This window comes from Microbacterium sp. NPDC089189 (assembly GCF_040685095.1).
Classification (GTDB): domain Bacteria; phylum Actinomycetota; class Actinomycetes; order Actinomycetales; family Microbacteriaceae; genus Microbacterium.
The window spans coordinates 1-20,001 of sequence record NZ_JBFBHG010000023.1; the positions used below are offsets into that span (position 1 = coordinate 1).

At 70.6% G+C, this 20,001-nt stretch carries 17 protein-coding genes and 1 tRNA gene; 6 read left to right on the forward strand and 12 right to left on the reverse strand.

Going from position 1 to position 20,001, the window contains the following annotated elements; all coding sequences use genetic code 11:
• Positions 1-19: 19 nt before the first annotated feature.
• The 5 genes from AB0N73_RS12970 to dnaK form a co-directional block, all read right to left on the reverse strand.
• The gene (locus AB0N73_RS12970) at positions 20-4,261 is read right to left on the reverse strand and encodes a discoidin domain-containing protein (protein ID WP_363564100.1); all 4,242 of its coding nucleotides are present in this window, start codon (positions 4,259-4,261) and stop codon (positions 20-22) included.
• Between the two features lie 208 nt (positions 4,262-4,469).
• Complete coding sequence (locus AB0N73_RS12975) at positions 4,470-4,916, reverse strand: MerR family transcriptional regulator (RefSeq protein WP_363564102.1); 447 nt, start codon at positions 4,914-4,916, stop codon at positions 4,470-4,472.
• 88 nt (positions 4,917-5,004) lie between these two features.
• Positions 5,005-5,997 carry a DnaJ C-terminal domain-containing protein gene (locus AB0N73_RS12980; protein ID WP_363564104.1) on the reverse strand — a complete coding sequence of 331 codons (993 nt, stop codon included), beginning with the start codon at positions 5,995-5,997 and terminating at the stop codon, positions 5,005-5,007.
• A 9-nt stretch (positions 5,998-6,006) separates the two neighbouring features.
• Positions 6,007-6,600, reverse strand: a complete 594-nt coding sequence (locus AB0N73_RS12985; RefSeq protein ID WP_363564106.1) for a nucleotide exchange factor GrpE — start codon at positions 6,598-6,600, stop codon at positions 6,007-6,009.
• A 9-nt stretch (positions 6,601-6,609) separates the two neighbouring features.
• Positions 6,610-8,481: a molecular chaperone DnaK gene (dnaK, locus tag AB0N73_RS12990; RefSeq protein ID WP_363564108.1), complete on the reverse strand. Its 1,872-nt coding sequence runs from the start codon at positions 8,479-8,481 to the stop codon at positions 6,610-6,612.
• 245 nt (positions 8,482-8,726) lie between these two features.
• Here dnaK and AB0N73_RS12995 point away from each other — a divergent pair, with 245 nt between their 5' ends.
• Positions 8,727-10,067 (forward strand): MFS transporter, encoded by a 1,341-nt coding sequence (locus tag AB0N73_RS12995; RefSeq protein ID WP_363564110.1) that lies wholly within the window; start codon positions 8,727-8,729, stop codon positions 10,065-10,067.
• Between the two features lie 428 nt (positions 10,068-10,495).
• On the opposite strand, the gene AB0N73_RS13000 is transcribed toward AB0N73_RS12995, so the two are convergent.
• From AB0N73_RS13000 to AB0N73_RS13015, 4 genes are all read right to left on the reverse strand, one after another.
• A complete protein-coding gene (locus tag AB0N73_RS13000) occupies positions 10,496-11,131 on the reverse strand; it encodes an NAD(P)-binding domain-containing protein (RefSeq protein WP_363564112.1) in 636 nt (211 codons plus the stop codon).
• Positions 11,132-11,167: 36 nt separating this feature from the next.
• Positions 11,168-11,617, reverse strand: a complete 450-nt coding sequence (locus AB0N73_RS13005) for a GNAT family N-acetyltransferase (protein ID WP_363564114.1) — start codon at positions 11,615-11,617, stop codon at positions 11,168-11,170.
• Positions 11,618-11,626: 9 nt separating this feature from the next.
• Positions 11,627-13,234 (reverse strand): BCCT family transporter, encoded by a 1,608-nt coding sequence (locus AB0N73_RS13010; protein WP_363564194.1) that lies wholly within the window; start codon positions 13,232-13,234, stop codon positions 11,627-11,629.
• Positions 13,235-13,374: 140 nt separating this feature from the next.
• On the reverse strand, positions 13,375-13,950 hold the full coding sequence (locus AB0N73_RS13015; RefSeq protein WP_363564116.1) for a MarR family winged helix-turn-helix transcriptional regulator: 576 nt from the start codon (positions 13,948-13,950) through the stop codon (positions 13,375-13,377).
• Between the two features lie 112 nt (positions 13,951-14,062).
• On the opposite strand from AB0N73_RS13015, the gene AB0N73_RS13020 reads away from it, so the two are divergent.
• Positions 14,063-14,773, forward strand: a complete 711-nt coding sequence (locus AB0N73_RS13020; protein ID WP_363564118.1) for a hypothetical protein — start codon at positions 14,063-14,065, stop codon at positions 14,771-14,773.
• 58 nt (positions 14,774-14,831) lie between these two features.
• Here the strand turns inward: AB0N73_RS13020 and AB0N73_RS13025 are convergent, their stop codons facing one another.
• Positions 14,832-16,064, reverse strand: coding sequence for an ATP-binding protein (locus AB0N73_RS13025; RefSeq protein WP_363564120.1), 1,233 nt, complete (start codon positions 16,062-16,064; stop codon positions 14,832-14,834).
• Positions 16,065-16,120: 56 nt separating this feature from the next.
• Positions 16,121-16,726 (reverse strand): dCTP deaminase, encoded by a 606-nt coding sequence (gene dcd, locus AB0N73_RS13030; RefSeq protein WP_363564122.1) that lies wholly within the window; start codon positions 16,724-16,726, stop codon positions 16,121-16,123.
• A gap of 57 nt (positions 16,727-16,783) precedes the next feature.
• Between dcd and AB0N73_RS13035 the strand changes: the two genes are divergently transcribed.
• A tRNA-Gly gene (locus AB0N73_RS13035) sits at positions 16,784-16,857 on the forward strand.
• A gap of 199 nt (positions 16,858-17,056) precedes the next feature.
• On the opposite strand, the gene AB0N73_RS13040 is transcribed toward AB0N73_RS13035, so the two are convergent.
• Complete coding sequence (locus AB0N73_RS13040; RefSeq protein WP_363564124.1) at positions 17,057-17,821, reverse strand: hypothetical protein; 765 nt, start codon at positions 17,819-17,821, stop codon at positions 17,057-17,059.
• A 79-nt stretch (positions 17,822-17,900) separates the two neighbouring features.
• On the opposite strand from AB0N73_RS13040, the gene AB0N73_RS13045 reads away from it, so the two are divergent.
• From AB0N73_RS13045 to AB0N73_RS13055, 3 genes are all read left to right on the forward strand, one after another.
• On the forward strand, positions 17,901-18,503 hold the full coding sequence (locus AB0N73_RS13045) for a TetR/AcrR family transcriptional regulator (protein WP_363564126.1): 603 nt from the start codon (positions 17,901-17,903) through the stop codon (positions 18,501-18,503).
• Between the two features lie 136 nt (positions 18,504-18,639).
• A complete protein-coding gene (locus AB0N73_RS13050; RefSeq protein ID WP_363564128.1) occupies positions 18,640-19,212 on the forward strand; it encodes a TetR/AcrR family transcriptional regulator in 573 nt (190 codons plus the stop codon).
• Positions 19,209-19,994, forward strand: coding sequence for an SDR family oxidoreductase (locus AB0N73_RS13055; protein ID WP_363564130.1), 786 nt, complete (start codon positions 19,209-19,211; stop codon positions 19,992-19,994). Before AB0N73_RS13050 ends, AB0N73_RS13055 begins: the two co-directional genes overlap by 4 nt.
• Positions 19,995-20,001 lie beyond the last annotated feature (7 nt).

Consider the following 20,001-nt stretch of genomic DNA (forward strand, 5'->3'; position numbering starts at 1 on the left):
GCCGTGCGGCGTTGCTCCGTCAGCCTCCGACGCGCGCCCGGCGCCGGCGCGCGACCACAAGCGGCACGCCGACGAGGAGGAGCGCACCGGCCAGGGCGAGCGCCCCGAGGGGCGCCGCCGCGCCCGTCACGGCCAGGTCGCGTCCGCCCGCCGACGGTGCGGTGGCCGGAACCGGAGCCGAGATCGACAGCGACGCCCATCCGATGAGCGCGCCGTCGGCGCCGTACACCGCAAGGCGGTGCACGCCGGTGACGCCGTCGGGCAGGCGCACCGTGATCGTGCCGTCCGCGGCGACGCTGTGCGTGCCGAGGGCGGACGGGTCGGAGAAGAGGAACGCGCTGACGCTCTGGCCCGCGCGCTCGCGGCCCACCGACACCACGATCGTCGAGCCGGCCTCGGCACTCACCGGCACCAGGATCCGACCCTCGAGGTCGGCCACCAGGTCGGGCTCGGACGGCTGCACCTCCGCCCCGGGCTCGGTTCCCGGATCGGTACCGGGGTCCGTTCCGGGCTCGGTACCCGGGTCCGTGCCCGGATCGGTGCCGGGATCGGTCGCCGTGAACGAGACCGGCGTGAAGGTCTCGACCGCCGCGTCCGCTGCGCCGTGCGCGCCGATCGTGAAGACACCGCAGGTGACGCCCTCGGCGCGGCAGTCGACGGTGTCGCCGGACGCGCCGACGAAGGCGCTCCGCACCGTGAACCCGTCAACGGCGAAGCCGCCGTCATCCGTGAACACCGTGTTCGCGCCGCCCGCGGTGCCGGCACCGGGCCAGGCGACGAAGCGCTGGTTGTCGGTGCCCGCGATGTAGTCGTAGTCCTCGCCGAGCGTGCCGCCCTGCGCGGGCGACGACGTCGCGTAGCCGAACAGCACGTACACGCCGCTGCGGTTGGTGTTCTGGGTGAAGCCCGAGCCGGAGACCGAGACCTGCGCGCCGTCCGCGAGTGCGGTGGACGGCGAGACCGTCAGCACCGGGCCGTCCGACGGCTCCGGCTCGACCGGTTCGGAGGTCACCGTGACGACCGCGGCATCCGTCGCGACCGACACCCCGCGCCCGGTGAAGACGGCGCGGAACGTGTACTCGCCCGCCGTCTCGCCCACGACCGTGTGCCGCGGCGACGTGGCACCGGCCACATCCACCCATGAGCCGTCGACCTGCTGCTGCCACTGCACCGACGGCGTCGGGGACCCGGATGCGGCGGCGGCGAGCTCGACCGTGCCACCAAGACCGATGGTCGCCGATCGGGGGTGCCCGACCACGACGGGAGCCGTGGGCGTGAACGGGTCCTCGCCGTCGCCGAGCGGGTCGAGGGCGTCGATCCGCTCACCTGCCGTGGATGCGGCCTCGCCCGTGGCACGCGCCGTGACACCGACGGGCAGGGGCGCCTTCTCAGGGTCGCGGGAGCTGCCCGAGGCGTAGAACCAGGGGCGGTTTCCGGCGGCCAGGTAGTCGACGAACGATGCCGGGAAGCTGTCCGGGCGGACCTCGCCCGCGCCCTCGGTGTAGGCGCGCCCCTCCCATTCGGGGGTGCCCGCGATGCTCAGACCGCCGTCCGCCGCCGCGGTCACCTCGGTGCCGGCGAAGGTCGCGATGATGACGCGGGTGTACGCGGCGTCCACGGGTCCGCTCCAGCTCCCGGCCCCGTCGTTCCACGCCACCTCAGCCGTGAGGGTGCCCCGTCCGTCGGCCGCCACCGCGAGATGCGGGTTCGCGAACGACAGGTAGAGCCCGAGGTACCCGCCGTACGGGCGGTACACCGCGGTGCCCTCCCACGAGAGCTGGCTCTCGCCGGTGGCGGCGACGGTCCACCCGGACCCGCCGTCGTAGACGAACCCGGTGTCGCCGAGGGTCACGTCGGCTCCGGCGACCGCCCGCATCCACTCGTGCGAGTACTGCGAGAGGTCGAGCCCGAACCGGGCGTCCGAGACGATGGTCGCCCCCTGGGGCGCCGCGCCGACGAGCGGGGCGCCGGGCACCATGACCGCGACGTCGGCGACATCGGACACGACGCTCGAGGACCCGGCGGTGAAGACGGCACGGTACTGCGCGCCGTCGTCGCCGGCTGCGGCCGTGACCTCCAGCGACTCGGCCGTCGCGCCGGGCACATCGACCCACCCGCCGGCACCGTCGGCGCGCTGCCACTGGACGGACGGCGCCTGCTCGGCCGTGCCGGCCGCGGTGAGCGTGAACGACTCGCCCGCGCTCACCCGCACGGATGCGGGCTGCGTGGTGACGCGGAGGGTCGTGTCGACCTCCTCCTCCGAGGCGATGACGATCGTCGTGGTGGCGCTGGGGACCGACCCGTAGGCGCCCTCGACGCGGTAGCGCCACAGGGCGTCGTACTGCTCGGCCGACAGCACGATGCCACCCCAGAACGCACCGATCGTGCTCGACTGCCAGATGTCCTCGTCGAGAGGCTGACGCAGGTGCGGCGCCACTCCGTCCATCGGCGCGGGGAGCGCGTCAGGCTGTGTCGTGACGGCGCCCTTGTCGGCGACCGCCTCGGTCCACGCCTGGTCGCGCTTGGCCCAGTGCGCCCCGCCGTCCAGGCTGTACTCGAACCACGCCGTGCTCGGCGAGACGTCGGTGCCGGCAGCGCCGTAGGAGAAGTCGACGCCGGCGCCTCTCTCGGCCGCACTGAGCGACGGCGTCGACCACGGCTTGGGGCTCGAGACGTACGCGGAGCGGTAGGCGTAGACCTGCTCGCCGACCGCGGCGAGGTAGGTCGTCGCGGGGTTCCAGGCGATGTGCGAGCGCAGCGAGCCGGCGAGGACGCCGCCGGGCGCGTCGAGCACGGCGCGCGGGGAGCCGTCGCCGGCCGCGAAGCGGACGATCGTGTCGCTTCCGGCCGTGGCCGCCTGGATCTCACCGAGGGAGCTCACGTAGGTCACCGACGCGGCGGGCGCATCGAGCGTGATGACGGCCGCGGGCACGAGGTCGCCGCTCAGTCCGACCGACACCACCATGCCGGCGTCGTCGGCGACGATCAGGTACGCGTACGCCTGGACGATCCAGGACTGGACCAGGCCGAGCCCGGCGACATCCACCCGCGTCACGGTGGCGGGGTCGTACAGCGACAACCGGTCGATGCCGCCGCGGCGGCTCGAGTAGAGGTCGCCGTAGCTGTCGAGCGTGAACGTCCGCGCCTCGGCGCTCAGCGGGAGCGCGACGGGCGTGCGCCCGGCCTGCGGCGCGAGGGCGTACGTGAGCCGCTTCGCGCTGTAGCCGTCGCCGTCCTCGTAGATGGCCATGAGGCCGGTGCTGAACGGGCGCAGCAGGCGCAGATCGGACAGCGCGACGCCGCTGATCCTCTCGACGTCGGCCGCCGACAGGGTCTCGATCGTCGTCGCCGGATGCTCCAGCACGTCGGCGCCGGGCGTCACGACGCGCACGAACACCTCGCTGCCGTCCTTCGTGCCCCGCAGATAGAGGTTGTGACGGTAGGGGGTGCCCGCGTCGTAGTCGAGGGATGCGGTCGCGTCGGAGACCGCATCGAGCTGCGACGACAGGTCGAGCGACTGCGTGACCGCGCCCGAGTCCTCGGCCACGCGCTGGACGACGAGATCGTCCCCCGAGTCGACCAGGCGCAGCGAGTGGCCGCTGCCGGCCGAGGTCCCGTCGATCGGCGTCACCTCGGCGTCCGCGGCGACATCCACGGCGCCCGCGGGCGTCGTGTGCATGGCGATGTACGGGTCGTCCGCGGCGGGGGGCTGCTCCTCGCCGGGCGACGTCGGCGCCGATGCCTCGGCGAAGACCTGGATCTCGGTGAGCGTCGGCGTGTAGATCTCTCCCTGGCGCAGGCTCGTGATCGCCACGCGCAGGCGTTCGGTCGTCACGGGCTCGAATCCGGTGACGGTTGCGGACCGCCCGATTCCGGACGCGCTCTCGAAGGTCTCCCAGCTCGCGGTCTGCGCGGACCACTCCTGCAGCTCGTAGGCACCGACACGCGGCGCCGTGCCCGCATCCAGGTACTCGGCCAGCACGATCTCCGAGAACGTGATCTCGGAGGCGAAGGTCAGGTCGATCGTGAGGGGCAGGGTCGCGTCATCCGCGGCCGCCCATCGCGTGGTGGGGGATCCGTCGACGAGGTTCGCGCCCGACAGGGCGTAGTTGTTGTGGGGATGCGTGGAGCTGACCGTGACATCGGCCCCCAGCGCGAGATTGGTGCGCGCCGTGGCGGCCGACGCCGGTGCGGCGCCCGTCGCCAGCAGGGCGACGAGGGCGGCGACCGCGGCGACCCGGGTTGTGAACGTGCGGGACAAGAGGCAGACCTTTCGTGCGGGCTGTGTCCGGGCGCGACGATCACCCCTCGTTCCGGAGGACCGCGAAAGGAGGCGATGACCGCGCTCGGGTAAGTGCTTAGGTAAGCCTCACCTTAGTGGATGCCCGTTGCACGCGCTACGCGGTTTCTACGCATCACGCACGAACGCCCCCTCCGGGCGGGAGGGGGCGTTCGTGAGCGGCCGGGGTCTACTCGGCGGGCGGCGGCAGTTCGCGCAGCGGGCGCCACACGACGATGTCGGTGGCGCGGCGGACGCGCGTGCCCGAGCGGAGGCTGATGACCGAACCGGTGGCACCGGCGGCGAAGACGCGGGCGCCCGGCCGGCGGTCGCGTTCCACGCGCACCTGGGTCTCGAGGTCGCGCACCCGCAGGTGCAGTTCGCGCACCCGGTTCTCGAGCTCGATGATGCGCGAGATCGCGGGCAGGCTCATGCCGTCCGAGGACAGCCGCGCCACTTCGCGGAGCTGGCCCACGTGGCGCACCGAATACCGGCGCGACCCGCCCTTGGTGCGGGCGGGCACGACCAGCCCGAGCCGGTCGTACTGCCGCAACGTCTGGGGGTGCATCCCGGCGAGCTCCGCCGCCGTGGCGATGGCGAAGACGGGTGCGTCCTCGTCGATCTCATCGTCCGACATGTCTCTCACCGCCGTCGTTCCTCTCGTCGTCCGTCGCGCGGGGCGCATCCGCATCCCGTGTGGATGAGGCGGCCCCGCGCCGACGGTGTCAGCCGCGCGCCTTGGCCAGAAGCTCGGCGCGCGGGTTCTCCTGCGGCTCCAGCTCCTGGAACCGTTCGAGCGCCTCGCGAGCGGCGTCGTCGAGGTGGGTGGGCACGGCCACCTGCACCTCGGCGAGCAGATCGCCGGTGCCCTTCTGCGTGTGGACGCCGCGGCCCTTGACCCGCAGCACCCGGCCCGAGGGCGTGCCCGGTGCGACGCGCAGTCGCACGGTCTCGCCGCCCAGGGTGGGCACCTCGATCGTCGCGCCGAGCGTCGCCTCGGTGAAGGTGATCGGCACGGTCAGCCGCAGGTTCAGCCCGTCACGGGTGAACACGGGATGCGGCCGCACGGCCACCTGAACGACGATGTCGCCGGCCTCGCCGCCGTCCGGAGACGGGCGGCCACGTCCGCGCAGGCGGATCTTCTGTCCGTCGGAGACCCCCGCGGGGATCTTCACCTTGAACGGCTTGCCGTCCTCGCCCTGCAGGCTGATCGTCTCACCGCCGACGGCGGTCGCGAAGTCGAGCGTCGTCCGCGCGGTGACGTCGGCGCCCTTGCTGGGACCACCGAACCCGCGGTAGCCGCCCGTGGTCTGGCCGAAGCGCCCGGACCCGAACCCGCCGGATCCGCCGCGGTCGAACATCGAGAAGAAGTCCCCGAAGTCGTCGGGGTCGACGCGCCCGCCTCCGCGGCCCTGGCCGAAGCGCGAGAACACGTCCTCGAACCCGCCCGCGTTCTGGCCGCCCGCCGTGAAGCGGGCACCGGAGCCCATGGCACGGATCTGGTCGTACTCCTCGCGCTGCTCCTTGTCGCTCAGCACGGCGTACGCCTCGCTGATCTCCTTGAACTTCGCCTCGGCCGCGGCATCACCCTGATTGGAGTCCGGGTGGTACTTGCGGGCGAGCTTGCGGTACGTCTTCTTCAGATCCGCGTCGGCGACGTCCTTGGACACGCCGAGCACGGCGTAGAAGTCCTTGTCGAACCAGTCCTGGCTGGCCACATCCGCCTCCTAGTCCGCCGGCACGGCGACCACGACCTTCGCGGGACGCAGTTCGACCGAGCCCAGCCGGTAGCCGAGTTCGACCACCTCGAGCACGGTCGCCGTGCTCGCACCCGGAGTGGGCTGCTGGAAGATCGCTTCGTGCTGCTGCGGGTCGAACGCGTCGCCCGCCTGCCCGAAGGTGGTGAGTCCGATGCGCTCGGCGACGCCGCGCAGCTTCTCGGCGATCGCGGTGAACGGGGTGCCCTCGGTGAGGTCGCCGTGCTTGTCGGCGCGGTCGAGATCGTCGAGCACCGGCAGCAGGCCCTTCGCGACCGAGCCCTTGGCGCGCTCGATCTCGACCTCCCGCTGCTCTTCGGTGCGACGACGGTAGTTGGCGTACTCGGCCTGCAGGCGCTTGAGATCGTTCAGCAGCGCGGTCTCGAGGTCGCCGGTCGCGGCGTCCTCCGCGGCAGCATCGACGTTCTGCTCGGCGCCGAGGATGTCGTCCACGGTCAGCTCCGGCTCCTGCGGAGCGGGGCCGGAGGCCGAAGCCTCCGACCCCTCTGCGCCCGGCCGAACCTCGTCGTCGCCGTACGGCTCTTCGCGGTTCTTGTCGGTCATGATTCCGTCTTACTTCTTGTCGTCTTCGTCGTCGACGACTTCGGCGTCGACGACATCCTCTTCGGGGTTCGGCACGGTGCCGTCGCCCGGGTCGGTGGCGGCCGGGTCCGGGGTCTCGCCCTGAGCCTGCGCCTGCTGGTAGATGGCCTCGCCGATCGCACCCTGGCTCTGGCTCAGCTTGTCGAACGCGGTCTTGACCGCGTCGTCGTCCTCACCGGCGAGCGCCGTCTTGAGCGCGTCGACATCCGCCTGCACGGAGTCCTTGACCTCGGCGGGCAGCTTGTCGGCGTTCTCCGAGATCAGCTTGTCGACGGAGTACGCGAGTGTCTCGGCCTGGTTGCGGGTCTCGGCGGACTCGCGGCGCTTCTTGTCCTCGGAGGCGTGCTCCTCGGCCTCGCGCACCATGCGCTCGATGTCTTCCTTCGGCAGCGACGAGCCGCCGGTGATCGTCATCGACTGCTCCTTGCCGGTGCCCTTGTCCTTGGCCGACACGTGCACGATGCCGTTGGCGTCCAGGTCGAAGGTCACCTCGACCTGCGGGATGCCGCGCGGCGCCGGCGCGATGCCGGTCAGCTCGAACGTGCCCAGCGGCTTGTTGTCGCGGGTGAACTCGCGCTCGCCCTGGAAGACCTGGATGGCCACAGACGGCTGGTTGTCGTCGGCGGTCGTGAAGGTCTCGCTGCGCTTGGTCGGGATGGCGGTGTTGCGCTCGATGAGCTTCGTCATGATGCCGCCCTTGGTCTCGATACCGAGGCTCAGGGGGGTCACGTCGATGAGCAGGACGTCCTTGCGCTCGCCCTTGAGGACACCGGCCTGGAGAGCGGCGCCGACGGCGACGACCTCGTCCGGGTTCACACCCTTGTTGGGCTCCTGGCCGCCGGTGAGCTTCTTGACGAGCTCGGTGACCTGGGGCATGCGGGTCGATCCACCGACGAGCACGACGTGGTCGATGTCGGCCACCTTGATGCCGGCCTCGCGGATGACGTCGTCGAAGGGCTTCTTCGTGCGGTCGAGGAGGTCCTTGGTGAGGTCCTCGAACTTGGCGCGCGTCAGCGTCTCCGACAGCGACACGGGGCCCGAGTCGGTCAGCGACAGGTAGGGCAGGTTGATCGAGGTCGAGGTGGAGCTGGAGAGCTCCTTCTTGGCCTGCTCTGCAGCCTCCTTGAGGCGCTGCAGCGCGATCTTGTCACCCGAGACGTCGACGCCGGTGGTGTCCTTGAACTGCTTGATCAGGTAGTCGACGACGCGCTGGTCCCAGTCGTCACCGCCGAGGCGGTTGTCGCCCGAGGTGGAGCGCACCTGGATGGTCGAGAAGTCGTCGTCCTTGCCCACTTCGAGCAGCGAGACGTCGAAGGTTCCGCCACCGAGGTCGAAGACGAGGATGAGCTCGTCCTCCTTGCCGCGGTCGAGGCCGTAGGCCAGGGCGGCGGCGGTCGGCTCGTTGATGATGCGGAGCACGTTGAGGCCCGCGATCTCACCGGCCTCCTTCGTGGCCTGGCGCTCGGCGTCGTTGAAGTACGCGGGCACCGTGATGACGGCGTCGGTGACGGTGTCACCGAGGTACTGCTCGGCGTCGCGCTTGAGCTTCTGCAGGATGCGGGCCGAGATCTCCTGAGGCGTGTACGCCTTGCCGTCGATCGCCTGGGTCTTCCAGTCGGTACCCATGTGACGCTTCACCGAGGTGAGCGTGCGGTCGACGTTCGTCACGGCCTGGCGCTTGGCGGTCTCGCCGACCAGCACCTCGCCGTCCTTCGTGAAGGCGACGACGGAGGGGGTGGTGCGGAAGCCCTCGGCGTTGGCGATGACCTTCGGCTCACCACCCTCGAGGACGCTGACGACGGAGTTCGTCGTACCGAGGTCGATTCCAACTGCACGGGGCATGTGTTTCTCCTTCGTGTGAACTGAAAAGTCTGGGGCGACTCGAACCTGAGTCGCGATGACTCAACGGTATCGCGCCCCGTTCATCGTGTCAATTGAACTTGAGCCCGCTGATATCAAGTTCTCAGGATCGGGTGCCGCCCGCGTCATCCTGCCGTCGCGGCGCACCCGCGTTACGCTGAGCGCAGTCGCGGCGGCGCCGCCGCGGACGCACCGGCTGTTCACCGAAGGGTCCTACCGTGCCGCACATGTCCGCCGATTCCGGAGCGTCCGCGCCCGTCCCGACACGCACCGCATCCACGACCACCGCGGGGCGCACGCGCCGGGGCCCGGTCATCGCGTGGGGCCTGTGGGACTGGGGCTCGGCCGCCTTCAACGCCCTCGCCACGACGTTCGTGTTCTCGGTGTACCTCACGAGCTCCTCGTTCGGTGACGCGACCTCCACGTCCGCCGCGCTCTCGTGGGCCCTCGCCGGCGCCGGCATCATCGTGCTGATCACGGCGCCGGTCACCGGTCAGCGCTCCGACATCTCGGCGCACCGCAAGCGCTGGCTCGCGATCAACACCGCCGTCGTGGTCGTCGCGCTCGCCCTCATGTTCTTCGTCGAGCCCGATCCGGCGTACCTGTGGTTCGGGCTGGCCCTGCTCGCGATCGGCACCGTCTTCTTCGAGCTGGCCGGGGTCAACTACAACGCGATGCTCGCGCAGATCTCCACCCCGAGCACCATCGGCAAGGTCTCGGGCTTCGGATGGGGCATGGGCTACATCGGCGGCATCGTGCTGCTGCTCATCGTCTACTTCGGCTTCATCAACCCCGAGGTCGGCCTCTTCGGGGTGACCAGCGAGGACGGCCTCGCCATCCGGGTCTCGATGCTCGTCGCGGCAGCGTGGTTCGCGCTGTCGGCGATCCCGGTGTTCTTCGCCGTCCCCGAGAACAAGCCGCTCTTCGTCGCGCCGGAGCGGATCGGGTTCTTCGAGTCGTACCGCCTGCTCTTCCGCAACATCGCGCGGCTCTGGCGCGAGAGCCGGCACACCGTCTACTTCCTGCTCTCGAGCGCTGTGTTCCGCGACGGCCTCACCGGCGTCTTCACCTACGGCGGCATCCTCGCCGCCGGCACGTTCGGCTTCTCGCCCAGCGAGGTCATCGTCTTCGCCATCGTCGCCAACGTCGTCGCGGGTGTCGCGACGATCGCGTCCGGCAGCCTCGACGACCGGTTCGGCCCGAAGCCGCTCATCCTGGTCTCGCTCGTGGGCCTGGTGATCAGCGGACTGTGCGTGTTCCTGTTCCACGACGGCGGGCAGACGATGTTCTGGATCTTCGGCCTGATCCTCTGCCTGTTCGTGGGACCGGCGCAGTCGGCATCCCGCACGTTCCTGGCGCGCCTCATCCCCGCCGGCCGGGAGGGCGAGGTGTTCGGCCTGTACGCGACCACGGGCCGCGCCGCGGTGTTCCTGGCCCCCACCGCGTTCGGCGTCTTCGTCACGATCGGCGGCGCCCAGTACTGGGGCATCCTCGGCATCGTGCTCATCCTGCTGATCGGGCTCGCGCTGCTCATCCCCGTCCGCGCCGCCGCCCGCCCCGCCCGCTAGCTCGCGCGCTCAGGTCCCGCGCGGGTCCCGCCCGCCCCCGGTCTCGCGCGCGGGTCTCGCCCTCGCGCGCCCACCCCATCCCCGCGAGCGCACATCCCGTCGCCGAGCGCATACCGTCCGGCATGTGCGCTCGACCACCGGATGTGCGCTCGGCCAGCACGAGCGCCCCACTCTCGCTCGCGCCGGCTCCGAGCGCGCCCGGTCTCGCGCCCGCACGGGAGCGCGCCCGCGGCGGCCCTACGCCCACCCCAACCTCCGGCGAGCGCATACCCCGTCGCCGAGCGCACATCGTCCGGCATGTGCGCTCGGCCACCGGATGTGCGCTCGGCCAAGGTGCGGGGGCGCGGAGCGTGACCCGGGCGCGTCGGCCCGGATGCGCGGGCGCGTCGAGCCGGGTGCCCGCGCGCGGCGGGAGCCGCGCTCGCGGGTCAGCGGGTGGCGCGGGCCAGGTTCGCCTCGAGCTCGGCGGCGTTCTGCCGCACGACGTAGGCGGGCTGGTCGCGCTCGACGCGCCAGCTGTCGGCCAACGGGCCGATGTTCACCGTGTCGTAGCCGAAGGCGTCGTAGAGCGCGGTGACGAGGGCGACGCCGCTCTCGTCGTCGCCGGCCGTCGCGAGCGCGCGGCGATCCGCCGTGCCCGCGGGGGTTCCGTCGGTCAGGATGTCGGCCGATGTGATGTGGTTGAACGCCTTCACCACGGTGGATGCGGGCAGGTGCTCCTGCAGCATCTGCGACGTCGTCGTGCGCTTCTCGTCGAGCGCGGCGATGCGGCCGTCGCGCTCCCAGTAGTAGTTGTTGGTGTCGAGCACGATCTTGCCGGCGAGGGGCGCGACCGGCACCTGCTCCAGCGCCTTCAGCGGCACCGTCACGATGACGAACTCGCCCGCCTCGGCGGCCTCCTGCGGTGTGGCGGCGCGCGCGGACGAACCGAGCGATGCCACCAGGTCCGCCAGCGTCTCGGGCCCGCGGGAGTTGCTGATCACGACGTCGTAGCCGCGGTCGACCAGCCCCTGGGCGAGGGTCGAACCGATGTGTCCTGCTCCGATGATTCCTACTGTGCTCATAGGGGCGACAACGCCTCCCCCGGCGAGGAATTCCCCTCAGCGCACGCCGCGTCGCATCGGCACGTGCGGGATGCCGTCCTCGTGGAACACGTCGCCGTCGGCCGCGAACCCGAAGCGTCCGTACCAGGGCGCGAGGTGCTGCTGGGCGTCGAGGAGGATCGGATGCCGCGGCCACCGCTCCTCGGCACGCGCGACCGCGGGGCGCATCAGGTCGGCCGCGACACCGCGTCCACGGGCGCTCAGCGCCGTCGCCACGCGGCCGATCCTCGCGTTGTCGCCGTCGTGCAGCACGCGGAGGGTCGCGATGACCTGCCCGCCCTCCTCGGCCCACAGCAGCTCGGCGTCGGGCTCGAGGTCACGCCCGTCGAGCTCGGGGTAGGCGGCCTCCTGCTCGACCACGAACACCTGCACGCGCAGCCACAGGATCCGGTAGAGCGTGTCAGCCGGGATCTCGCGGAGCGGCGCGCGGTGGATGTCGACGGTCACCTCTCCACGCTACTCGCGGGGCGTGCGGCTCTCGCGCCGCATCCAGCTCGGCCACCGCAGACCGCCCTCATTGGCCTCTTCGACCTCGAGGCCGTAATGCTCGCCGATCTGCTCGAGCAGCTGGGCCTGCTGCACCCGGTCGTACACGCGTCGCTCGCGCTGGAAGGCGACGATCGTCGACCAGCACATGAGCAGCATGATGATGCTGAAGGGCAGGGCGATGAGGATCGCCGCCGATTGCAGCGCGGTGAGTCCACCCGCGATCAGCAGCGCGATGGCCAGCAGCGACGTGGCCAGGGTGAAGAAGATGCGCACCCAGCGCGCGGGCTCGGGGGTGCCGCCCGTGGCGAGCATGCCCATCACGAGCGCGCCCGAGTCGGCGGAGGTGACGAAGAAGATCGCGATCAGGATGATGGCCCCGATCGTCAGCACGGGGGCGGCCGGCAGATGCTGGAAGAGCTGGAACAGCGCGCCCTGCAGGTCGACCCCGCCCTCGCCGTCGAGCATCGAGCCGGGGTTCTGCATCTCCTGGTAGAGCGCGGACCCGCCGAGGACGGCGAACCACAGGATGCCGACGAGCGTCGGGACGATGAGCACGCCCATCACGAACTGCCGGACGGTGCGCCCCTTGCTCACACGGGCGATGAAGATGCCGACGAAGGGCGCCCACGAGATCCACCAGCCCCAGTAGAACGAGGTCCACGCCGCCTGCCACTCCTCGCCGGCGGTGCCCTGGAAGGCGCTCACGGTGAAGCTCAGCCCGACGAAGTTCTGCAGGTAGGCACCGATCGACTGCACCCACTCGCGCAGCAGGTACTCGGTCTGACCGAAGGTCAGCACGAACACGAGCAGCGCGGCGGCCAGCATCAGGTTGAAGCTCGAGAGCCACTTCATCCCGCGGCTGACGCCCGACAGCACCGAGAAGAGCACGAAGAGGGTGATGATGCCGATGATGGCGATGTTCATCAGCATGTCGGGCTCGGGCAGGCCCGCCACCTGAAGGCCCGCGCCGATCTGCAGCACACCGAGACCGAGCGAGGTGGCGACACCGAAGATGGTGCCGGCGAGCGCGACCGTGTCGATGGCGTTGCCCCATCCGCCGCGCACGCGCTTGCCGAGCAGCGGCTCGAGCGCCCAACGGATCGAGATCGGCCGACGACGGCGATGGATGGCGTACGCCAGCGCGAGACCGACCACCACGTACATCGCCCACGCGTGCACGCCCCAGTGCAGGTAGGTCTGCGTGAGCGCCGACTGCGCCAGCTGCGCGGGTGTGCCCTCGACGCCGGGCCGCGGGTCCACGTAATGGCTGAGGGGCTCGCTCACCCCGTAGAAGACGAGACCGATGCCCATACCGGCGGCGAAGAGGAGCGAGAACCATGCGCCGAGAGAGAACTCGGGCTCGTCGGCGTCGCGGCCGAGCTTGATGTCGCCGAAACGGCTGAACCCGACGAACACGGCGAAGGCCACGAAGAACGCGGCGATGAGCACGTAGTACCAGTTGAACGCGTTGACCACGGTCGTCTGGATGGTGCCGAAGAAGATCTCGGCGGCCGCGGGGAAGAAGATCGCGAAGGCGCTGAAGGAGAGGACGACGACCGCGGCGGGCCAGAACACCCAGGGTGCGACGCGGCGTCCGGGGTGCGGATCGGACGGGGGCGCGGGGGCGTCGACGCGTTCACTCACCGCACCACCCTACGAATTCGCGCTGAACGACGTCGTCGCTCTTGCCTGCGACCGCGACGGGAGGTATTGGGTCAGCGAGGCCAGGCGTCGGCCAGTTTCGCCAGCAGACGGGCGAGATCCTGCTGCTCGGCGTCGCTGAAGCTCGACAGCGCGGTGCGGATCGCCTCGCGGCGCTCACCGCGGAAGCCGTGCGCGAGCGCCGAACCCCGCGGGGTCAGCGCGATGCGGGTGCGGCGCGCGTCGTCCGGGTCGGCTTCCCGGCGCACCAGCTCGAACTCGACCGCCTGCTGCACCAGTCGCGACGCGCGGGGCTGATCGACGCCGATGGCCTCGCCGATCTCGCTCACCGACAGGGGCGTGGATGCCGCCGCCAACGCGTCGAGCAGCCGCATCCGCGCGGGGCCGCCGCGGCCGCCCGGCATCATCCACGGGGGCCCGGGCGGCAGCCCGCCGTGACCGAACGGTCCGCGCGGACCGTGGCCGTGCATGCCGCCGTGGGCGTGGTGGGGGTCGGCCCCGCCCTCGCGCTCCGGACCCCGCATGCCGCGCGGACCGCGTGGGCCGCGGATGCGTCCGAGCGCCGCCGCGATCGCCTCTGCGGGATCGGCCGGTTCACCGGCGGGGTCGTGGGGGCGCTCCGAGGACATCCTCCGAATTTACATGCTGCTTGACATGGAACGCATCTGCATGTCATCCTACATATGCATGCACAATGACAAGTAATGCTGGCGGAACCAGCACCCAGAGGAAGGACGTCCCATGACGGACGACACGAACAACACCACGCCCGAGCATCGCCTCGGGCATCAGCTGCGGGCGCTGCGACAGGTCGTCGCCGCCCGACGACGACGCATCCTCCGCGAAGAGGGCATCGCCCGGCACGAGTGGGCAGCCCTGCGCGCCCTCGACGCCGCCACCACCACCGACGAGAGCCGTCCAGACCACGACCATCACCGCGGATTCGCCGGCCCCGCCCTGCACGGCCTCTACGAGCACGGCTGGGCCGAGGAGGAGAAGGGCGCCTGGCGCCCCACTGCCGCCGGGCGCGCGATCCTCGCGCGGGTCGAGGAGCGTCTCACCGCGCTCCGCGCCGAAGCCGAGGGCTCCGTCGACGCCGAGGCGCTCGCCACGACCCTCGCCACACTCCGCACCATCACCGATCGGGTCGGCGAGAGCCTCACCGACGCCGAGCGCGCCGAACGGCGCGGCCGCGGCCGTCACGGCTTCGGCCCGCGCGGCTTCGGCCCCTTCGGCCGGGGCGGGTTCGGCCCGGGATTCCGGGGCTTCGGGCGCCGCTTCGGAGGCGACCCCCGCGGGACCGCGCCGTGGGGCGACCCCCGCGGTCACGGCGACGAGCCGTGCCACCGAGGCCACCGGCCGCACCCGCACGACGCGGAGGGCGGCAACCGCCACCGCGGCTTCGGCCCGGGAGAGGGCCCCGTCGGGTCGGACACCGACCCGCGCATCTGAACGCTCCACCCGCAACGCACGCCTCGCCGGTCATCCGGCGGGGCGTGCGTTCTCGTCGTTACGCCTCGCCGGCCCGCGCGCACGCCTCGGCGTGCGGCGGGTCATCCACGACGCTCTCCTCGTCGGGCAACCAGAACCACGCCACGCTCCCGCCGCCCTCGCGGGGCGCGATGCCGATGGTGCCGCCGTGGGCCTGCACGATGCGACGGCAGGTCGACAGGCCGATACCGGTCCCCTCGACGTCGCTCTGACCGCGCACGAGCGGATCGAACACGCGCTCGGTGTCGCCCGGGTCGATGCCGCGCCCACGGTCGGCGACCTGGATGCACCACCCGTCGTCCTCGCGTTCGGACGAGACCTCGATGCGCGGATCGTCGCCCCCGAACTTGAGGGCGTTGCTCAAGAGGTTCTGCAGCACGGCGCGCAGCTGGCTGACATCACCCGAGACGACCGGGAGCTCGGCGATCGTCACCCGTGGGTCGTCCGCCTTCACGCCGACGTCGCCCAGGGCGTCGCGCACCACGTGCGCGAGGTCGGCGGGATGCTTCTGCAGCACGCCGCCCAGACGGGCGAAGCTCAGGATGTCGCGGATCATGCCCCCCATGCGCGACGTGCCGCGGAGCCCGGTCTCGACCCAGCCCTCCATGACCGGCGGGAGCGCGGAGTCGGCTTCGAACTCCTCGTGCAGCAGCTCCAGCGACATCGTGACCGCCGTGAGCGGGCTCGCCAGGTCGTGGCTGATCTGCCCGGCGAACGCCGAGAGATGGTCGTTGGAGCGGCGCAGCTCGCTGCGCAACTGCTCGCTCTGATTCAGCACGGTGCGCAGATAGCGGGTCTGGCGATCGAGCTGCAGAATGTCGACGACCCGCGCGGCCAGCACGGCGAGAAGCGCACGCCGGTGCTCGTCGATCTCGCGCGGCTCGGTGTCGAACACGCAGAGCGTGCCGATCGTCTCACCGTCGAGCACCAGCGGGTGGTTCGCGTAGAAGCGCACGTGCCCCAACACACCGGTCACGAAGGGATTGTCGCGGAAGCGGTCGTCCTTGCTCGCGTCGGGCACAGCCACGGGCTTTCCCGCGCGCAGCGACAACGCGCACATGGAGTCCTCGCGGCGGCAGATCGACGCATCGAATCCCACGGCGGCGAGCTGGTACTGCGCGTCGACGGTGATGATGTTGATCGTCGCCATCGGGACTTCGGCGACGAAGGCCGCGAGTTCCACCACGGAGTGCAGGGCGTCGGGCGGGTCGGTGAGAACGCGGTAGTCCTCGATCACATCCTGCGCGCTCACGTGCGCTCCTCCCTGTGGTCGCATGGCGATTTTACCGCCGGGCGAGGGTGTGCGGCTCAGCCGCCGGTGGCTCCCGCATCCGTCACACCGACGTCGGTGACGTGGAAGTTCTGGAACGAACGGGATGCGGTCGGGCCCCGCTGCCCCTGGTACCGGTTGCCGTAGGGACCGGATCCATAGGGATTCTCGGCGGGCGAGGTGAGGCGGAAGAAGCAGAGCTGACCGATCTTCATCCCCGGCCAGAGCTTGATCGGCAGCGTGGCGACGTTCGAGAGCTCGAGCGTGACGTGACCGGTGAAGCCCGGGTCGATGAATCCCGCCGTCGAGTGGGTGAGCAGCCCGAGCCGCCCGAGCGACGACTTGCCCTCGAGGCGCGCCGCCACGTCATCCGGCAGCGTCACGCTCTCGTAGGTGGCACCCAGCGCGAACTCGCCGGGATGCAGGATGAACGGCTCGTCGGGAGCGACCTCGATGAGCCGAGTGAGCTCGGGCTGGTCGACCGCCGGATCGATGAAGGGGTACTTGTGGTTGTCGAACAACCGGAAGTACCGGTCGAGGCGCACATCGACGCTCGACGGCTGGATCATCCGAGGGTCGCTCGGCTCCAGCCCGATGCGTCCAGAGCCGAGTTCCTGCTTGATGTCGCGATCCGAGAGCAGCACGGGCCCAGCCTAGCGATCCGGCGCTTTGCTATGCTGAGCCGACGCCTTCGGGCGTTCGGGGCTGTAGTTCAATGGCAGAACTTCTGCTTCCCAAGCAGATAGCGCGGGTTCGATTCCCGTCAGCCCCTCCACTGGTCACTTCCGAAGCTGCCCTCGTGGCACATCCCGGCCCCACCGTGATCCCGTCGGTATCCCGCGCCTTCGCCCTCAGCTGGCATCGATCCGTGCATCTGTGGCTCCGGCGAGAGCGGTCATCCGCCGGTCCTCCCGATCCCACTGATCGGGGTGCGGTGCGCGCGCCGCACCCCGATCAGGAACGAGGCCGGCGCCTCACCACACCGGCTTCGGGATCTCCGTCGTCGGAGTCTTCGCGGGCAGTCGGAGGACCGTCGCGAGATTGAACGCCGCGATCGCCACGAACACGGCTCCGGTGACGTAGAAGACCCAGTTACTGAAGACCTCCGGCATCGCCAGCACCCACATGTTGGCGCCCGGGAGGAACGTGTTGATCGTCCCCAGCAGGATGACGATGGCGAGCCCGACGCTCGAACCGTAGCGCGTGCCCTCGCGGGCGCCTCGCTTGAGCCACAGCACACCCGGCGCTGCCGCGATCAGCATGTTCGTGAAGAGGAACCACTGCAGGATGGATCCCTCGCCCATGAACCCGATCAGTATCCACACCAGCGCGAACATCGCCGGGATCTGGATGCCGGTCAGCAACACGGCTCGGCCGACGCTGACCTCACCTCTCACATAGTCGCCGTACACCTCCTGGCGTTCGACGGTGATGACCTTCGTGATGTTGTACACCTCGAAGACGTTCCATACGAGCAACGCGACGCCGCAGGCGGTGAGGAACCAGTTCCAGTCGTTGCGCGATGCCGCGAACAACATGATCACCGCCCAGCTGCTGTCGTGCGCGAGATAGAACGTGTGCATCCAGACCGGGTAGGGCGCCTTCTTCTCCCGTCGGATGAGGGCGAACGAGTACATGTACTCGAGATAGCCGATGAAGAACGTCACCGCCGCGGAGATCAGCAGCGGTGTGTTGTCCAACGTGAAGCTGTCGATCAGCTGGTCGTACCAAGAGGGCATCGGGACTCCTCGCGTCCGTCGTCGTAACTTAACGAACGGTAAGTTACTACAGAACTGTACGAATGGTAAGTTGGGCTCGATGATCGACGACCAGCTCGACAACGCCACGCCCGACCCGCGGAGCCTCAAGCGCACGCGCGGGGGGCGAGAACGGCTGCTGTCCGTGGCGGCGGAGCTGTTCGGACGCAACGGCCTGGCGGGGACGTCGTTGCAGATGATCGCGGACCGCTTAGGCGTCTCCAAGCCGGCGATCTATCACCACTTCCGCTCCCGGGACGACATCGTCGAAGCGCTCATGAGCCCGGTCATCGCCGACGCAGCAGCGGGCCTCGAGCGGATCGAGCACCTCGACGACCCCAGCGAACGGGCCGACGCCGCCCGGTCGTTCTACGCCGACTTCGTCGTGACCCACCGCCGCGTGATCAACATGTTCTTCTTCGACCGCGCAGCGCTCACCGGCGATCTCGCCGTCACCGTCGATGCGATGGTGGATCGGGTCGCCGCGGCACTGATGGGACGGGACGCGCGCGTAGAGCTGCCTCTCGGTATGACGCTCGTCTACGGCACGGCGGCGCTGGTCGTACGCAGCACGGACGTCGACGATCCCGGCCTCCACGCCAATATCACGCACGTCCTCCGCGTGACGACCGACGCCGCCGCACGCACGAACGCGCCCTCCTGACCTGAGCCCGGTGACCTGAGCCCGGTGACCTGAGCCCGCCGGTTCGCCTGCGTGCACCGGGCGGTGCGCGGCATCCGCAGCTTCGATGCCGTCCATATTTTTCCTACAGCTGTATGGAAAATGTTAGGTTCGAGGCATGACCCGTGCCGAGGATCCGCGTCCCGCCCGCACGCGGGCCGCGATCCTCGCGGCGGTCGAGTCGCTCTCGTCCCGGAACGCGGCGATCACGGTCTCCGCGATCGTCGATGCCGCCGGGATCAGCAGATCCGCCTTCTACGCGCAATACCGCGACCTCGACGCCCTCGCGGTCGCGGTGCTCTCGGAGGCCTTCGCCGGCATCGAGCAGGTGGACCTGGCGTTGCGTCGGACACGGACCTCCCGCGAGACCGCGGTGACCACGACGACGCAGTTGGTCGAGGCCTTCTCCCGCAATCGCGCGTTGTACGCGGGCGTACTCTCCGGCCGGACCACCGAGGCGCACCGCGCGGTGCAGGACGCGTTCGCCGCGCAAGCGCGCGGAACGATGCTCGCGACCGCACCCCCGCACCTCGACGCCGACGTCGCCGCGCGCTACGTCGCCGGCGGGACGCTGAGCGTGCTCGTCGAGTGGATCGGAAGCGAACACCCGGAGCCTGCGGAACGGATCCAGCAGCAACTGCTGAATCTCCTGCCGGCATGGCTCCTCAACGATGAAAGGCACCTCCCATGACCCGTACCTACCTCGTCACCGGCTCGGCATCCGGCATCGGCAAGGAGACCGCCGAGAAGCTGCGAGCCGACGGGCACCGCGTCATCGGCGTCGACCTCCACGATGCGGACATCGACGCCGACCTGACCACGACCGAGGGGCGCGAGAAGCTGGTCGCCGACGCCACCCGCATCAGCGGCGGCGTCCTGGATGGCGTCCTGGCCGTCGCGGGGCTCGTGGTGCCGGCACCGGTCACCGTCGCGGTGAACCACTTCGGCGCCGTCGCGACGCTCGAAGGCCTGCGGCCCTTGCTGGCCCGCTCCGAAGCCCCGCGCGCCGCCGTCGTCGCGTCGCTGGCGGCGCTCGAGGAGGTCGACGAGGAACTGCTGCGGCGCATCGAATCGGGCGACGAGGCCGAGGCGCTCGCCTTCGCCGAATCGCTCGGGGCCACGGCGAACGCGACCGGCTCCAGCGTGTTGTACACGACCTCGAAGCTGTCGATCGCCCGCTGGGTGCGGCGCACCGCGCCGACGGCCGAGTGGGCGAAGGCGGGCATCGCCCTGAACGCGGTCGCTCCCGGCGTCATCCTGACCCCCATGACCGCGGCGGCGCTCGAGACCGAGGAGGGCCGGGCCGCGCTCGACGCCGGCGCCCCCGCACCGTACGGCGGACCCGCCGCCCACCCCCGCGCCGTGGCGAACCTGCTCGCCTGGCTCACCAGCGAGGACAACGCCTACGTGACCGGCCAGATCATCTTCGTCGACGGTGGCGCCGAGAGCATCCGGCGACCCGAGGCCGTCTGACGCGCCC

Excerpts from the sequence above, each read along its gene's own strand:
- AB0N73_RS12975 (WP_363564102.1), bottom strand. The coding sequence starts at position 4,916 with ATGTCGGACGATGAGATCGACGAGGACGCACCCGTCTTCGCCATCGCC.
- AB0N73_RS12985 (WP_363564106.1), bottom strand. The coding sequence starts at position 6,600 with ATGACCGACAAGAACCGCGAAGAGCCGTACGGCGACGACGAGGTTCGG.
- dnaK (WP_363564108.1), bottom strand. The coding sequence starts at position 8,481 with ATGCCCCGTGCAGTTGGAATCGACCTCGGTACGACGAACTCCGTCGTC.
- AB0N73_RS12995 (WP_363564110.1), top strand. The coding sequence starts at position 8,727 with ATGTCCGCCGATTCCGGAGCGTCCGCGCCCGTCCCGACACGCACCGCA.
- AB0N73_RS13000 (WP_363564112.1), bottom strand. The coding sequence starts at position 11,131 with ATGAGCACAGTAGGAATCATCGGAGCAGGACACATCGGTTCGACCCTC.
- AB0N73_RS13015 (WP_363564116.1), bottom strand. The coding sequence starts at position 13,950 with ATGTCCTCGGAGCGCCCCCACGACCCCGCCGGTGAACCGGCCGATCCC.
- AB0N73_RS13020 (WP_363564118.1), top strand. The coding sequence starts at position 14,063 with ATGACGGACGACACGAACAACACCACGCCCGAGCATCGCCTCGGGCAT.
- AB0N73_RS13040 (WP_363564124.1), bottom strand. The coding sequence starts at position 17,821 with ATGCCCTCTTGGTACGACCAGCTGATCGACAGCTTCACGTTGGACAAC.
- AB0N73_RS13045 (WP_363564126.1), top strand. The coding sequence starts at position 17,901 with ATGATCGACGACCAGCTCGACAACGCCACGCCCGACCCGCGGAGCCTC.
- AB0N73_RS13050 (WP_363564128.1), top strand. The coding sequence starts at position 18,640 with ATGACCCGTGCCGAGGATCCGCGTCCCGCCCGCACGCGGGCCGCGATC.
- AB0N73_RS13055 (WP_363564130.1), top strand. The coding sequence starts at position 19,209 with ATGACCCGTACCTACCTCGTCACCGGCTCGGCATCCGGCATCGGCAAG.